At 51.7% G+C, this 14,918-nt stretch carries 18 protein-coding genes and 1 pseudogene; 3 read left to right on the top strand and 16 right to left on the bottom strand.

The annotated features are described in order from the left end of the window. Window positions 1-34 precede the first annotated feature (34 nt). A complete protein-coding gene (locus tag Q3F21_RS05300) occupies window positions 35-1,378 on the bottom strand; it encodes a DUF455 family protein (RefSeq protein WP_340250415.1) in 1,344 nt (447 codons plus the stop codon). Between the two features lie 301 nt (window positions 1,379-1,679). Between Q3F21_RS05300 and Q3F21_RS05305 the strand changes: the two genes are divergently transcribed. Beyond that, window positions 1,680-2,573 (top strand): sugar phosphate isomerase/epimerase, encoded by an 894-nt coding sequence (locus Q3F21_RS05305; RefSeq protein ID WP_340250416.1) that lies wholly within the window; start codon window positions 1,680-1,682, stop codon window positions 2,571-2,573. Between the two features lie 176 nt (window positions 2,574-2,749). On the opposite strand, the gene Q3F21_RS05310 is transcribed toward Q3F21_RS05305, so the two are convergent. After that, entirely contained in the window at window positions 2,750-3,478 is a 729-nt protein-coding gene (locus Q3F21_RS05310) for a polymer-forming cytoskeletal protein (RefSeq protein ID WP_340250417.1), read from the bottom strand. Between the two features lie 15 nt (window positions 3,479-3,493). Then, window positions 3,494-4,117 (bottom strand): YhbD family protein, encoded by a 624-nt coding sequence (locus Q3F21_RS05315; protein WP_340250418.1) that lies wholly within the window; start codon window positions 4,115-4,117, stop codon window positions 3,494-3,496. A 253-nt stretch (window positions 4,118-4,370) separates the two neighbouring features. Here Q3F21_RS05315 and Q3F21_RS05320 point away from each other — a divergent pair, with 253 nt between their 5' ends. After that, a complete protein-coding gene (locus Q3F21_RS05320; protein ID WP_340250419.1) occupies window positions 4,371-4,907 on the top strand; it encodes a hypothetical protein in 537 nt (178 codons plus the stop codon). Window positions 4,908-5,036: 129 nt separating this feature from the next. Here the strand turns inward: Q3F21_RS05320 and Q3F21_RS05325 are convergent, their stop codons facing one another. The 13 genes from Q3F21_RS05325 to Q3F21_RS05385 form a co-directional block, all read right to left on the bottom strand. Further along, complete coding sequence (locus tag Q3F21_RS05325) at window positions 5,037-5,771, bottom strand: gamma-glutamyl-gamma-aminobutyrate hydrolase family protein (RefSeq protein WP_340250420.1); 735 nt, start codon at window positions 5,769-5,771, stop codon at window positions 5,037-5,039. A 93-nt stretch (window positions 5,772-5,864) separates the two neighbouring features. Beyond that, the gene (locus Q3F21_RS05330) at window positions 5,865-7,277 is read right to left on the bottom strand and encodes a diguanylate cyclase (protein WP_340250421.1); all 1,413 of its coding nucleotides are present in this window, start codon (window positions 7,275-7,277) and stop codon (window positions 5,865-5,867) included. Window positions 7,278-7,597: 320 nt separating this feature from the next. Further along, on the bottom strand, window positions 7,598-7,747 hold the full coding sequence (locus Q3F21_RS05335) for a hypothetical protein (RefSeq protein ID WP_340250422.1): 150 nt from the start codon (window positions 7,745-7,747) through the stop codon (window positions 7,598-7,600). A 7-nt stretch (window positions 7,748-7,754) separates the two neighbouring features. Then, entirely contained in the window at window positions 7,755-8,315 is a 561-nt protein-coding gene (locus tag Q3F21_RS05340; protein ID WP_340250423.1) for a DUF1697 domain-containing protein, read from the bottom strand. Between the two features lie 217 nt (window positions 8,316-8,532). Beyond that, window positions 8,533-8,886, bottom strand: coding sequence for a phosphotransferase (locus tag Q3F21_RS05345; RefSeq protein WP_340250424.1), 354 nt, complete (start codon window positions 8,884-8,886; stop codon window positions 8,533-8,535). Between the two features lie 162 nt (window positions 8,887-9,048). Further along, a complete protein-coding gene (locus tag Q3F21_RS05350) occupies window positions 9,049-9,690 on the bottom strand; it encodes a pyridoxamine 5'-phosphate oxidase family protein (protein WP_340250425.1) in 642 nt (213 codons plus the stop codon). 137 nt (window positions 9,691-9,827) lie between these two features. Then, window positions 9,828-10,298 (bottom strand): immunoglobulin-like domain-containing protein, encoded by a 471-nt coding sequence (locus tag Q3F21_RS05355; RefSeq protein ID WP_340250426.1) that lies wholly within the window; start codon window positions 10,296-10,298, stop codon window positions 9,828-9,830. A gap of 260 nt (window positions 10,299-10,558) precedes the next feature. Further along, window positions 10,559-11,059, bottom strand: a complete 501-nt coding sequence (locus Q3F21_RS05360; protein ID WP_340250427.1) for an SRPBCC domain-containing protein — start codon at window positions 11,057-11,059, stop codon at window positions 10,559-10,561. A gap of 233 nt (window positions 11,060-11,292) precedes the next feature. Further along, entirely contained in the window at window positions 11,293-11,751 is a 459-nt protein-coding gene (locus Q3F21_RS05365) for a GNAT family N-acetyltransferase (RefSeq protein WP_340250428.1), read from the bottom strand. Window positions 11,752-12,197: 446 nt separating this feature from the next. Then, a complete protein-coding gene (locus tag Q3F21_RS05370) occupies window positions 12,198-12,419 on the bottom strand; it encodes a hypothetical protein (RefSeq protein ID WP_340250429.1) in 222 nt (73 codons plus the stop codon). Beyond that, entirely contained in the window at window positions 12,406-12,894 is a 489-nt protein-coding gene (locus Q3F21_RS05375) for a hypothetical protein (protein ID WP_340250430.1), read from the bottom strand. The genes Q3F21_RS05370 and Q3F21_RS05375 overlap by 14 nt, the downstream gene beginning before the upstream one ends. 212 nt (window positions 12,895-13,106) lie before the next feature. Next, window positions 13,107-13,325 carry a hypothetical protein gene (locus Q3F21_RS05380; protein ID WP_340250431.1) on the bottom strand — a complete coding sequence of 73 codons (219 nt, stop codon included), beginning with the start codon at window positions 13,323-13,325 and terminating at the stop codon, window positions 13,107-13,109. A gap of 164 nt (window positions 13,326-13,489) precedes the next feature. Beyond that, complete coding sequence (locus tag Q3F21_RS05385; protein WP_340250432.1) at window positions 13,490-14,692, bottom strand: oxalate decarboxylase family bicupin; 1,203 nt, start codon at window positions 14,690-14,692, stop codon at window positions 13,490-13,492. Window positions 14,693-14,758: 66 nt separating this feature from the next. Between Q3F21_RS05385 and Q3F21_RS05390 the strand changes: the two are divergent. Further along, window positions 14,759-14,918: pseudogene (locus Q3F21_RS05390) on the top strand (winged helix-turn-helix transcriptional regulator); the annotation flags it as partial.

The following is a 14,918-nucleotide window of genomic DNA, read 5'->3' on the forward strand; positions in this document are numbered from 1 at the left end:
CTCCTCGTCGTTTGGGTGACGCTCTTGCCTATTCCTACTGGACAGCCTTCACTTTTGCGATCATCCGGTTGGCAATGGCCGTGATTTGCTCTTTTTCTTCAGCCGTAGCCGTTTCCACCGTACGCTTGACGATGCTTTCGCACACTTCTTTGATCTCGGTGTAATCATCCGGGTCCTGCCCACGCTTTTTCAACGCCGCAGAGAGCCAGGTTTTTCCGTAGCTGGTGTGAATCGTCTCGTCGGCCCAGTCGAAGTCCATGTCGTGCTGGCTGGTACGGTCGTTCATCGATGCGAAGTTTTTGATCCTGTCCAGCTTTTTCCCGATGTTCTTCGATTCAAAGTAAAACAGCATGCCGAGCCGGTAGATCGGGTCCTGGCCTTTGCAGCTGTCGTAAATGTACGTGCCAAGCGGCAGCTCCGCTTCCTCGAAGCCCCAGGATTTCAGCCGCTCATACCCCATCCGGCAGTGTCTGCTCTCATCATAGACCCAGCGTGCCGCGTCGTAGATAAATTCCCAGCCCAGCTCTTCGGCAAACGAGTAGAGCACATGTCCGGCGTTTTCCACCGCCCAGATTTCGTTCAAATGGCTGACGGCACTGCGCAGCTGCAATTGGAAGCCTTCTCCGTATGGGAACGACGGGTCCACATTATCAGGCCAGTAAAAGCGCACATTGGTAAAGCGGTTGTCTCTGGCCGGCGTTTCTTCCGGTACGAACGAAGCGATCGGCGAAGCCTCGCCTGATGCCGAGGAGCTGATCCCGGAACCGGCTTCCCCTTGGTCGGCTGCTGCCTGAGGCGTGTCCAGGCCGATTCCGCCCATCGCCTGCAAGCGCTCCTTGCATTCGTTTGTCCACCGCTCGGCAAGGTCTCGCTCCGCTTGACCCGCCCGGGCCCTCTCTCTTTCGAGCAGCTGCCTGATCTCATGGATTTGTCTTCGTTTTTCTTCCACCGCCAGATTCATAAAGCGATAGGTCGGACCGTCTCCGATGTAGTCGGCCAAGCTGAGATAGCTAACGTACGCTTGCAGCAGAGCCGGTTTGAACACATGGGCCAATGTCGACAGGAAGGCGAGCGCATTCGGAGCCAAGCGAGCTTGTTTGATCAGGTCGATCAGCTGCTGGTCTTCTCCCACTTCCAGAATTCTGCTGGGAAAGCGGAGTTCAAAGACTCTCTCCCGGAGCGCGTTTGCGGTCATCGCGTCTTCCCACAGTATTTTGGGCAGAATAGTCTTCATGTCAAAGTAAGGAATGCCCGGAATCCAGCCTGCCTCGCTTATGACCAGCTCCTTTTCGCAAAGGTATAACCGCTTCAGGATCACGGCCGTGTCGTACCGCATGTACTTGCCTCTTTCCGTTCCCGGCAGATACGTTTTTGTCATCCGCTTTTCTCCTCCTCGTTGTCTTGTAAAGAGCGTTGCTGCCGTCAATTACGGGTATATCCTCCGTGTTGCCATGCACATGCGCTTCTTGTTCATTATCAGCTTGAAAGAAAACGTGTTTAAGATTATGATATGTTCATGTTGGAGTATATACCTCTATGGACGTCTAACAAAAACGTAAAGGTTTTTTCGTTGGCTGTCAACCCTATTTTTCTCAGTAGTCTGTCTTTTTCTCCTATTCAGTCTTTTCTTCCGATCACAATCTGGTTCAAACCCATCTCTAATCGAAAGGGGAATGTACATGAATTCCTGCAAACACATGAGCGGGCCACCCGACCTCCCTCCCCGCCTGGAGGTTCATCAATCGTGGTGGGCGATGCGAGGAATCGGCGATGAAAACGGCGAATGGTCGCTGGCAAAAAAGATAGCGAATATCGCGGCAGCAGGCTACAGCGGAATCATGGGGCGGCTGCCCGCTCCCGAGGAAGCCGACCTCTGGCGCAGCCTGCTCGATCACTACAAGCTGCAATTCGGGGTGGAAGCCTTTCCTGAGGAGCCTGAAGAGTTTGCTCAATTTCTGCAGAAAGCCAGGGAGTTCGGTGTCAGCTACGTAAATGCACAGGTAAAGGATTCCTTTGTAGTGGGAGAAAAAGCGCTCCAGCGCTTGCAGGGAATTATCCGCGAAGGGGAAAAGCAAGGGATTCCCGTGTTTGTGGAAACGCATCGCGGGCGGATTACCCAAGATTTGCTCCGTACAGTCCAATACGTGGAGGCATTGCCTGATCTGCGGCTTACCATCGATCTGTCCCACTACGTCCTGGCTGGTGAAATGCTTCTTCCCCATCAACATGCTGAAGCTTGCTTTCAAAAATTGCTGAAGCGGACGTCATGCATACATGGCCGGGTATCCAACGGCCAGCAGATCCAGGTCGACATCGGACCGGACGGAGAGCATCCGATGACAGCCCGCCATTTGGCATGGTGGAAAGAAGGGATGGCGTACTGGCTTGATGAAGCCAGGGAGGGGGACGTACTGCCGTTTGTATGCGAGCTGGGTCCGGTCCCCTATGCGATTTCCCTGTACGGATACCTTCCGACGTCCGTGGAAGAAATCTCGGATCGCTGGAAGCAGTCGCTGGTATTGAAGCGATTGGCGGAAAATGCCTGGGAGGAAGCAAAACTGGCCCGGTCTTAATGATCGGGCTTTTTCCAAAAAAATAAGACAGCCGCTGCACAGTTTGGCTGTCTTTCATCCCCAGAACAATTTGACGAGGAATTGTCATTCCTTACTTCTATTATCGGCTAAGTTGCCTATATTTTTTTGATCCAAATGATGGGAAATGATCCGCTATCGATCGTTCATAACTCCGCTCAAATTTTTCTATAGCTTCGCACCTTCGCGTCCTGCAATATCTTGAAGTCGTTCGTGTACTCCACCTCTTCGATCTCGCAGCCTTCTCCAATCACGACATTTTTGCCTCTGACGACCTTGGCGCGCGTGAACTCCAGCTTTATTTCGTCTCCTTCGATGGTACCCGCGTGCAGCTCATGAGCCCCCGAAAAGAACGAGCTGATCAGTTTGCTTATACCGAACATTCGCCCTTGCTTGACCGTTATTTTCTCGCCGCCGATTTCCCTGGCGCGTGCCTTTCCGTACAGCTCGATGTCGATGGTTCCCGCATTCAGCAGCCCTTCGACGGAAAAGCCGCCCCGTCCCCGAAAATACTCCGCTTCACAGTCATGCCCGATGGAAACCGAGCCCTGTATCTCAATGCTTTCTCCGGACACCGTCCCGCTGATGCCGAAAGAGCCGCTCACCAGCACTTCCCTGCACGTCAAATTGCCCTCAATATCGCAGGTGCCGTATACCTTTACATTGTCGGCGTGCACATTGCCGAGAAAGGAGGCCGTGCCGTTCACTTTGATCCGCTCAGCCTTTGTATTTCCGCGGACGTCGGAAGTCCCGTTGCAAGAAAACGCGTTGCAGTCCAGATCGCTTGTAATCGTACCCGATCCGTTGATTTTCACCTCGCCAAAAGAGCCTCCAGACGCCGTGCCTGACCCGTTGATATTGATGTTGCTCCGCTGTTGGTTTTCCATCCTTGTCGCCCTCCGTTACCCTATCAAAAGTTTTATTTCTTCTATGCAGCCATTCAGGTTGAGTCGTTGTACGATTTTTGCGTTTCTTTCAAGGTATACCTGACTGTCGCTTTCGATCAGCAAAAAAGTCGAGATCCCCAGCTTTCGGACAAACATCAGGTCGAAGCTTTTCCCTTCCAGGCTGGCGTAGTGATCCTGAAAAACCTGGAGAAGCATCTTCCCTTCATCAAGGCTCATCTCGCCGGTTTTCAGCATTTTATCCAGCACAAACAGGTGCAGAATCCGCTCAAACGGAAACAGGCCGCTGTCCCCCGTTTGCTCCAGGTAAAAATCCAGCGAGACATTTGTAACAATGTTTCGTTTGATCAAATCTTCTTTTGTCAGTGAAAGCTCTGCGGCATTGGGCGAGAACATATCCGCCAGCTCATCCAGGGACAAATCCTCTTTCATGTTCAGGATCTTGTCGATGCGAATCAAGATCTTGTCTTTGGGAAAAAACGTCTCTTGCCCCGTAAACGTGGACTTGCGGATAAACCACTCCTCCGGGATCAGCTGCTTTCGCTTCCATCTGTAGAGCTGTCCGTATGAAATGCCTGTCAGTTCCAATAACTCTTTCTTGGAGATTAGTCCTTGTTCCAAAGGGAACACCTCCCGAAAACAATGTAACATAACATTGTTACGTTGTAAATGCAGTCTTTTATCACCTGCTGTTTGTACCTTGCAGTAGTTCTGCTTCTTTTTCCGCCTGGTTTCCTATCAACCGGACTCTGGCATATTTTTCGGCCTCCCTCCTATTTGTCCCACACGTTTTTTTGCTGCCTCGCATTTTTTATACAAACTCCAACGCAAAGGACTGATACCGACAGTGAAAGGAACCGGAGAGGTACTTACCGTGATTCTGGAAAAAGGGAAAAAGCGAACGGTCGTCAAGTCTCCCATCCCTCGGAACCGCAAAGTCGTCGTCGTCATCAACAACCAGTTCACCAATTCTCCCAATACCACGCAAATTGCAAGCGGTGCAGGACGAAGCAGCGCCGCAGGAAACAACGCGGCGATCGATTCTTCCAATACTCAGCAACAGCAAAGTGTCGGAGCGGGCGGAAGAGCGAGAAATCTTGGGATGAGGGGAAAACAGTCTGAGCCGAGCAAAAAGAGTAGAAAGAAACGGGACAACGAGGAGCTTGTCATCGTGATCAACAATCAGGTCGTCAAACGCCGCAACAAAAAAAGCACGGCTGCAGCAGCTACTCAGGTCGCCAGCGGCGGTGGAAAAGACAGTACCGGCGGAACGAATTCGGCCATCCAAAGCTCCAATACAAAGCAGCAGCATGCTGTTGGCGGCGGACAGGCAGGCCGCGCTCTGAACAGGGGGATGAACAGCAGGCAGAAGGAAGGTCGTGCAAAGGGAAAGAAAAAGCAAACGCTATGACATGCAGTTGGAGATGGAGCGGAACAAAAAACCCCGCGAGCATTTGCCGGCGAGGTCATTCCCTGCTTTTGAATCATGTATTTGTGTATCGTCATTCCTGGGGACTTTCTCCAAGCGCTTGTCAATCTTTCAATCTTGCACAGAATGCAGTTTTTCCCTGCTTCGCAAAATGAGTTCCACAAACAATTTGTGCATCAGCGGATTCGACGCCGCCATCGATTCAGGGTGCCACTGCACGCCGATCGCAAAAGCAGAACCGGTATGCTCCACGGCTTCGATAACGCCGTCCGACGCCTTGGCGACGACTCTCAGCTCGCTCGCGACGTCCTTTAGCGCCTGATGGTGCAAGCTGTTCACCCTGATTTTGTCTTCTTTCAAAATCTCCGCCAGCCTGCTGCCTTTTTCAATCGCGACCCAATGCGTATCCCGGCTCCGCTCCACCCTTTGCGAATGCTGCAGCGGTTGGCTGACTTGACTCGGAATATCTTGTATCAGTGTCCCGCCGAGAGCCACATTCATGATCTGCACGCCTCTGCAAATAGCGAGCAGCGGAATCTGGCGAGCCAGAGCGTGCTTCACGAGAGCGATTTCGACTTCGTCCCGCAAAGGCATCGTCGGGCCAAGCTGCAGGTGAGGCTCTTCTCCGTAGTAGAGCGGGTCCACATCCTCCCCTCCGCTCAGTATGAGGCCGTCGCACAAGGCTACTGTCTCCAGAGCCATTTCCGGGTCGATAAACGGAAGGACGATCGGAATTCCCCCTGCCGCTGCCACGGATTTATGATAGTCCTGATGAACGTAAACGCCCTCCATGGACGCGTTGTGCTTGACGAAAGCGCCTGTAATTCCGATGACCGGCTTTCTCATGATCGGGTACCCCTTTCTTTGCGTATGCTGCTTTTTACTTCGCTTGCATGTGAAAGTATTTTTGGATGGCACTCACTGTTCTATCTCCACATTTCACGCTTTGATCTCCAGATGAGTTTCGTCTTCCCGGAGACTGCTCGCCGTTGTGATTTGGTTGCGCCCGCACTTCTTCGAGTGGTAAAGGGCTTTGTCCGCAAGCCCCAGAAGCTCGGACAGATCAAAGCTGCTTTCGCTCGTCACCACTCCAAGCGAGGCGCTTACCCGAATTTCTTTCCCGTCGTGCTCGATGAAAAGATCGGCCAGTCCCTGGTGAATCCGCCGTGCTACTTCCATCGCTTCTTCCTCGCCTGTCTCCGGCAAGAGAATAACGAACTCCTCTCCCCCGTAGCGGGCGGTACTATCGGTCTCGCGTACGTGGGAACGGATGAACTGGGCGGTTTCTCGCAGTACAGCATCACCGGCGAGATGTCCATACTGGTCATTAATCTGCTTGAAGTGATCAAGGTCGATCAGGATGAGCGAAAGCTGGTGGTGATACCTTTCGGACCGAAGCGTCTCCTCCTTGAACTTCGCCTCGAAATACCCGCGGTTGTGCAGGCCGGTGAGCTTGTCCTCCGTCGCCTGCTTCTCGAGCTCTCGCTCCATTTCTTTTCGCTCCGTCAGATCGGACAATACGAGAGTTCTTCCGTTGATAAAGCCGTCGTCCTTGAAATGATAGGCATTGACGCTGAACGTGTACGACTTTCCGCCTTTGGCGATCTCCAGCTCCTTGACCGCTTCCGCCTTTTCGGCATACAACAGGGAGAAGATCGCCTTGACTGCCTGACTTTCATGGGCGCCCAGCTTTTCTTCCACCTCCCAAAAGTACTGCTGGCTAATATCTGCTCTCGTTGCACCGAGAAATTGCAGCATGCTCGCATTGCATACATCGATGATCCCCTCCCGGTTGATCCCGATCACCAGATCGCGGGAGTTTTGCAGAAGCACGTGCTGCTTGTTGGCGACCTGATCCCGGAGGCTCACCACGTTGCGGATCAAATAAACGAGCAAGCCGGTAAACAGGATGTTCAGGCACATCTCGATCAGATACTCGGCCTGAAAGCTGCCCGCCAAAATTTTTACCAGCAGCAAAATGAGATTGGATAGACCGGTGACGATGAGCCCGGCTGCTGTCGATAAAAACAAGGTGGCGAGGACAATCGGTATGTAGTACAGCTCAATCCCGAGCTGGGAGCCAAACAGGCAGTAATGCTCAATCGTCCACAGGCCGCAAATCGCCATGGCGATCCCCGTGATTGCGTATGTCACCCATTTCCGCAATCTCCGAAATGTTTTGATCCAGACCGGCTGGACCATCATATACGTCATGGAAAGCGCGGCAATGTCGATCAGAAAGTGCAAAGCGTAGGGCATGATTTGAAAGTAAAAGAGCTTTACAAGCGTGTAGGCTGCATAAAAGAGGAGAATGCCGATATTTTTTAAGGTCAGCGAAAGTCCTTCTTTCACGTGATTATTCACTCCTGTCATTCGTGTTGTTATCCGGCTTTTTACGGTTGCTTGCATGCTCATGCCCGGTCGCTATAAGCACTCCTATTTATATCGGCGAAACGATTCTCTTTTCATACTGGTATGATGAGTTTCATGCAAAGAAAGAGGCTAACCCTGTTGTCGGTCAACCTCTCCCCACGCGACTGTCGTTTTGTCCTGTTGCGGCCTTTGCATGCAGCGGTTATTGGTTTGTTTCCTGCTCTAGCTGCTGGGACAAGGCTGACTGTTCATCTTTGCATGAATAGGAGCGACAGCATTCAAACTGTTTCACGATGATTTCATCCATATATGCAGAGCGGTCCTATCGAGGCAAAGCCCGCCAACAGCGCTGCTGACAAATCTCCGGCTTGTTCGTACTCCACCATGGGAACACCCGGCCCGCACCACGCGATATTGTTTTGCACGGCGACATTTACTCTCTCATCCAATGCCTGTCTATCCCTCCAGCTCGCTTGCCAACGCGACGAGCTTGTTGAGCGTTTTCCAATTGCGCACCGTCACCGGGACATCCAGCCTCTGCAGATTTGCGGCGAGCCTGGAATTGCGTACGCTTTTCCCGAACAGAAGGAAAATCTCCCGGCCAGAGGCGCGATACTGCTCGTCTTCGCTTTTGTAGGGAGCCAGGCATTCGACGCTTTCCTGCGAAGCCTCCCTAAGGAGGAATGCCACATACAGGCTCTCTCCCTCAGCCGATGCCCCCGCCCTCGACAGCTCTTCTTCCGAAAACGGACAACTCGCGGCAATTCGTCTCAATTCCTCCGCGTTACGCAAGACAACATTCACGAAAAAACCATGAGCCGCTTCCACCTCATGTTCAATCCGCACACGCAGCGGCTCTTCTTCCTCTTCCGATTCGAACAGCACATTGCCGCTCTGAATGTAGGTCCGAACCCGGCTAAGGCCCATCGCTTCAAATGTACGCTTGAGCTCCGCCATTTTGATCAGATTCTTGCCGCCCACGTTAATTCCTCGCAAAAGCGCGATATAAATCGCCATCGATCCCACGACCTTCTCTCAGGTATTGCATTCCCGGCTCATAAGCATGTTCTGAAACGGTCATGAGCAGAAAAGCTTCTGTTAGCCCCGCTTTTTTCTAAAAGGGTACCACGGGCGTATCCGGCTTCGCAATTATCGTTTGCCGCCTCTTCCATCCGATAGGACGTCTCGTCGCAAACAGTGAAAAAACCTCACCGTTCACGATGAGGCTAAAAAGCTATAAAACCGCTAACCTTTGCTGAATTTCTTTTGCGAGGACGTCCTTCTCCTCGAGCGGGATGCTTTCGCAAAGACGAGCCGCCATAATCGGCAAATACCATTGCTCCACGTCATCCATGCTGCCTTTTGCACTTCGCAGATACGCTTCCAGGTAGCTTGTTTCAAATTGCTTCCGAACCGCCATGATTCCTTGCTTGACCGGCTCGGGCAGACCTTGCGGCAGGGAAGCGTATGCGAGCATGACAACGGTTCTGGCAACGTCGGCGAACGGATTCCCGCGGACGGCGGTCATCCAGTCAATCACGACCGGCCCCGCTCCAGCGTAAAGAAGGTTGTCCGGATGAAAGTCCATATGGCAAACCTGTCCGCCATCCGAATGACTCCTTCTCCCCATGAAAAAATTTCAGCGGTATTCCCCCGCCCGATCGGCTGACCCAATGGCATACGTGGACTTCTCTTCTATCATGCGAAAATGGCGAATGCAGGTACATGTGTACGTCGTCGTACGCTTCAATCAGTAAAGCCGATTCTTATAGCTGTCTTGCAGCTCGCATGCTACTTGCTCAGCCGTAGAGTTGGGGATTTTCGAATGATCCGCCAGCATTTTTGGAACAGACGGCAGCAGTTCCTTGGCCAGCCACGAGTCCGGATTCCACAAGCCTGAGCGAATAAAAGCTTTTGCACAGTGAGCATACACCTCTTCCACCTCTACCCCGATCCCAAACAAGGGGGCCCGGCCGTTGACAGCGGTTTTTTCCAGCAATTCCGGATCGCGGCAGACGACAGCCTTTCCGTTTATCCGCAATGTCTCTCCCAGTCCGGGAATGAAGAAGAGAAGGCCGACGTGCGGATTTGCAATAATATTTTGAATCGAGTCCATCCTCCGGTTGCCTATACGCTCAGGAATAAACAGATGATGGTCGTCCAGAACGAGAACAAAACCGGGTGCATCGCCGCGTGGCGAAACGTCGCACTGGCCGTTTGCGTTGGAGGTAGACAGCGCCAGGAACGGCGACTTGGAAATAAACTCGCGACAATGGTGGTCGAGAGCGTGAACCACCTTGTTTGCCGCTCGTGGGCCCGGAGCGCCCAGAGTCTCGCGAAGCTCTTGGAAATGTTCTTCGGTGGAAATCAAATCACGAAATACGGCACTCATTCTATCACCTTTTCCCTGTGGATTATCCTCCCATCGTACTATACTTCATCCGTTTCCGCCATTGCCACAGTTTTCGTTGTGGCTATGTCACTACATTCGTTTCAGCTATGCCACGCCCGTGATGCGCTTGCTCGAAGCTACTCGATTTGAAATGCCGCCGCCAAGGTGATCTCTTTTCTGTTTGCGTACAGGGTTTTTATCATCCGGTACTCTCCCTTTGTTGCGGTAAAGTCATGTGTACTCATGCTGATGTGGTCCTCGTACGTATCGCCAGGCTTTAGCAGAATGCCAACGTCTGTAAACGCAACATCGGATCGAAACGGCACCTCGTACCATGTGCCTTGTTCCCGTTTCTCGAGCTTGTAGGGAGTCCCGAATGTCAGCGTGGCCGGTCCGGCGTTTTTGATTTTTACCGTTATCTTGTCAGTTGAAACGGAGTAGCTGGGATGTTCCGCATTCATTTCCACGGTCGCTTCTGTCGTGCTTGCCTGATTGGATACTTCGCCGTAAGCGGATGGATTTGTCAGCGGTTTTGGCTCTTCCGATGAACACGCCGTCGTAAACAGCATGGCGGCGGTGGCGACCGCTGCGAATATTGTTTTCACCATTTCATTTCCCCCTTTTTTTAAATGACGAAAGCGGTCCGGCGATGTTTCCCTATTCCGGAAATTCTTTCGTGTGCATCTTTCATTTGGGCGGGTTGAAGGCCGTTTTGGAAACGCTTATATGGTGAAAAGGCATCATGCTTCATCTTCTCTCAAATGAAAAAAAGCCCCATCGCAAGCGATGAGGCAGATCGTGGGCGTAGCATATTGCTTAGTGCCGCCCTCTGCTGTTTTTGTTCAAGCAGAGGTGACGGGGGGCGTGCTTATTCCTGGCTTGACTTGATGTTTTCAACAGCTTGTATATATCTTTCATACCATTTTTTCCATTCACTTTCTCTAGACTCGATCGTCCTGCCATCCAGCAGCGCCTCGATTACCTCCAGACAAACATGCCAGCCGGCGAGATCCTTGGGGGTATGGTCGGTCAACGCGATGATCTTTCTTTTTAAAACGAGCAAGCACCCGCTGTCGTTCGACTCTGACTCTGGATACAGCTCAAAGCGAACACTGTCGCCCCACCACGCATATTCCAAGACGGAATGCGTCTTCAGCGCCGTAATTGGAAGCTTTTCCACGGTGCCATCCGGCATGTGAAACGCCATGTCTCCCCCTTCGCGCAGATCGTCGGCCCGCAGCTCGGGAAACCACTTTGCCAGCCTTTCGTTCTCCGTCAACGTCGCCCATACCTTGTCGATGGAATGCTTGAGGTGCTTTTTGTAGCAGGCTTCATAGCCATCTTCCGCTTTTTGTATGAGAGCTAACAATGGTGATCCCTCCTTATTGTTTTCTGCTTTAGGGCATCGAGTTTTTCGGTATTGCTTCAATGGCCAGGGGTTAGTAATGGATACAAGCATGTCAAATGGCCAGCCTTTTATCCGCCCAATGCAGCTCGAACTTATCCTGGTTGCTGCGGCCCAATACTTTTACTAGCGATTATATGACTCTAGGTGGTTTAGTTTAGTTTTGGTTCTACCCGCTTGATTTGGTCAAGCACCATCTACCTTTTCGCTTCTTTTTCAAAAAAGCTGATGTAAAAATTGGGGGCGACCTCTATATCCCGGGTCCACTTGTAATGATTCTTCACGTACAGATTTTTTGCGGGCGTATTCTCTCTTCCGGTCGCTACTTTATAGGATGAACAATCCGCATTATGTAATTCCAGCGCAGACAACAGCTTTTGAGCAATCCCTTTTCGGAAGTGATTTGGATCGACGACCATTCTGCAAATCGTCAATTCTCCGTTTTCCACGGTATAGGAAATGGCTCCAGCCAGCTCGTTATCGATAAAATAGCCGAAAAATTCCTCGCCGCATTGTTGAAAATCTTGAAACGATTCTTTTAGTGGGGGAATATCAAAAAAGTTGATCAGCTCGGCTTCTACCTGGTAGGCGGCTTTTTGCAGGTCAAAGAGCTTTTGTATGGTGTCGGTGTCGGCGAAATTGATTTTGGCGATCATCGGGGTGCTCCTTTGGCGGTTTTTCTGTTTTTATAACATTTATTGCAAGGATTGGCTATATTAATCTTTTATGACTGCTTTCTTTTATTAAGAGCCCCGATGATCACCTTTTTGTTGGCGAAAGCTCTCCATCATTATTCTTCTTCCTTTGCTTCTACTTTCTTCGAGTTTGACAAGGATCTCGGTTAACCCCTTTTGTAAATCTTTGATTTCTTCCCCGCTCCTTCTCCCCTCCTCACCCTCTCGGGGTAAAAGCTAAAGGGAGCCACGCCTGCAGCTCCCCATGAAAAAAACCTCTCGATTTGGACAGAGCTTTACGCCAACGGTTTTCCGTAAAATTCCAAGACCAAGAGCAGCCAAATCAGTTTTGACCTCCTCCCTTCAAGCATAAAAAAATAAGCCATATCTATAGTCGCTGAAGCATCATAGCTCCCTCCTATATGGGCTTATGATTGTGTTCCTGTGATCATTTCGTTTTCGACCGGCACGAACAAGCGCTTGAGGGAGGGGCATTTCGCAAAATGCGCCTCCAGATGCGAAGGCTCTCCGCCGATAAAGCAGCTCGCATGGTTCAACCCGAGTCTTGGAATATTCGGGCCGCAGTAAATCAAGGTGGTATCCTGATTTGCACTCAGTTCTTCGGGAATTTGCCTTTTACGTGATGCCATCTGTCACATCAGTCCTTTCAATCAAAGTTTGGGGGATTGTTACTGACAGCGTCAGTGATGCGGTCCATTCCGGAGAAGCTTGCTCCTCCGGCATCTGTGTCTTCATCACCGGGTCAATAGAAAAGGCCCCGAAGAACTGTTGTTCTTGCAGAGCCTGTTTGATGCGGATCAGTACATTCATGCAATCGCGCCAGCCGCTTTGCCCGTCCGTACTGTATGCACCTGCGATAATTTTTACGATTGCCTTGTTCCCGTCATCCTCTAGATAGCGGACATTGACATAGGGAAAAAGCGGAACAGGATCAAGGCCGCGAAGAGTCCCGTCTTCCGTTGCGGGTCTTTTGCTGTTTAAAAAACCACCAACGACCTGTGGAGCCCTCCATGGCGCATCCTCGATGTCTGTCTGCAGTCGGAAGTGTGAGACCGCGAGCCGAATCCGTTTGATCAGCTTATCTACGAGTACAACTGGAGTCACTTTCGTCATCACCTCCTCTCATGCAGATCGCTCTGTGTGTGAAAAACCGCGTGAAAAAACCACCCGGTTGTCCGAGTGGCGGCTGTCTTTCCTTTATCTTTCACGTTATCATCTTAGCACGGACAGAAAGAAAGAGGATTCCATATCCCTGTCGGAATTATGCCAAAAGTGTTTCATGTCACTCGAAATGAGTCCAGGAACGTCGGGATCAATCAACCGACAAAGGCCTGTGGAAACTGACGAATAATCCCGATCGTCATCACGTCGGCCATCTGGAGCGCTTGCGGCTCGATACGGTCATTTATAATCGTCTCATTCTGATCGGGAAGGTTGCCGACGATACTGTTTACTGTCAACCTTGTCCAATAGATATGCTGCTCCCACAAAGCCCTTAGCGTTCGGTTTAGCTCCACCTGCGGCGTTGTCCACACTGGAGCCGAAACCTGTCTTGGGACAGAACCCCAACAATTCGGGTAATTACCGTTCATCAGGCGTCATTGCCCCTTTTTCCCTGGTTTCCCATAGTATATAGGCTGAAAAAGCGTTTTGTGCTTATGCGAAAATGGATTAGGCGCATTCGGAACCAATTCGCAAATCAGAGGCCGTTATCTGCCTTTGGATAGTAGGAAAATCCGGGATATTTCACTACCGGCCATTTCTCCTCCCGCAGCGCATCCATCAGTTCCGGCCCTGCATGCAGGTTTTCCTGCGCCAGTTGATGAGGAGTCAGCGCCATCCACTGATTCAAAGAGACGTCTTCAAAGCGATTGCTTCTGAACATCTCCAAAAACCAAAGGCTTTGGCTTCCGGTGTTCTGGATATAGTGCCCGAACGCACGCGGCACATACCCGACATCACCGGCCCGGCAATCAAACGTGCGGGCTATTCCGTTGCCCCCGAATACCGTCATGCGTCCCGTTCCGGAGATGTAGTACTGCCACTCGTCTTCGTTCGGATGCCAATGCAACTCCCTCATTCCGCCCGCTTTGACTTCTACCAGCGCCGCAGCGATATTTGTCGCGATGGGGAAGTTTGTGGAATCGGCTATGCGGACCGTTCCTCCTGGCGTTACGATCGGCTCCTGGGCAAGCAGCCGATGGGTAAAGGTCTTCGGCACAGTACCGTAGGGATCGGGTACCTGCTGACTTTCAACCGGGCCCGGTATTGTTCCTTGGAAAATGTATACTTGTTTGTCCGGGATATGGGCAAATGAGCCTTCCGGTACGCCGAAATTCGCTGACAGCACATCTTTCGGCGTATGCGCGAACCAATCGGAGATGGATAGCGTATTGAGGTCGGAGAAGCTGCCGTCATCAAAGACGAGCAGAAACTCGCAGCCCTCCTCCAGCCCCTGGATCGAGTGCGGGATTCCGGGGGGAAAGTACCACAAGTCGCCCACCCCGACATCTGCTATGAAGTTACTCCCGTTCTGATCGACCGAGGTGATACGCGCCCGGCCTACCAGCATAATTGCCCATTCCGCTTGCTGATGCCAGTGCAGCTCGCGTACGCCGCCCGGCGTCAAGGCCATGTTCACACCTGCCAGCGTGGTTGCCACCGGCAGCTGTCTGACCGTCACCTCGCGCGACCAGCCGCCTTGATTCAACTGCATATACGTGTCGGAGAAAGAAAACTTTAAATTGGGCAGCGTCCCGTTATCGGTAGTCGGCGGGACCAGCAAGTCGGGATTTTCAAGATCCCGCAAAACGTCCCGAGGTCCCAAATCCCACCAGCCTTCGCCATTTCTTATTGGCTGCGGGATGCCCTCAGTCGAGGCTTGCTTGTATCGGTGAGTCATCGGATTTGCCCCTCCTTCTGATCAGTCACTGTGTAAATAGCCTACATTACGGTATATGAAGGGAAGGAGGAGGAGGGAATTATCAGCCGGACCATTTATTCGGAAATTCCCCCGCATGTGGAATACGCGCTGACCGTAAAAGGCCAAACCCTTCGCCCCGCTTTCGATGCGATGAAGGAATGGGGCAACGCATTCGGATGTGTTGAAGCTGGGAAAACAGTAGAAA

This window comes from Brevibacillus borstelensis, assembly GCF_037834415.1.
GTDB lineage: Bacteria > Bacillota > Bacilli > Brevibacillales > Brevibacillaceae > Brevibacillus > Brevibacillus borstelensis_A.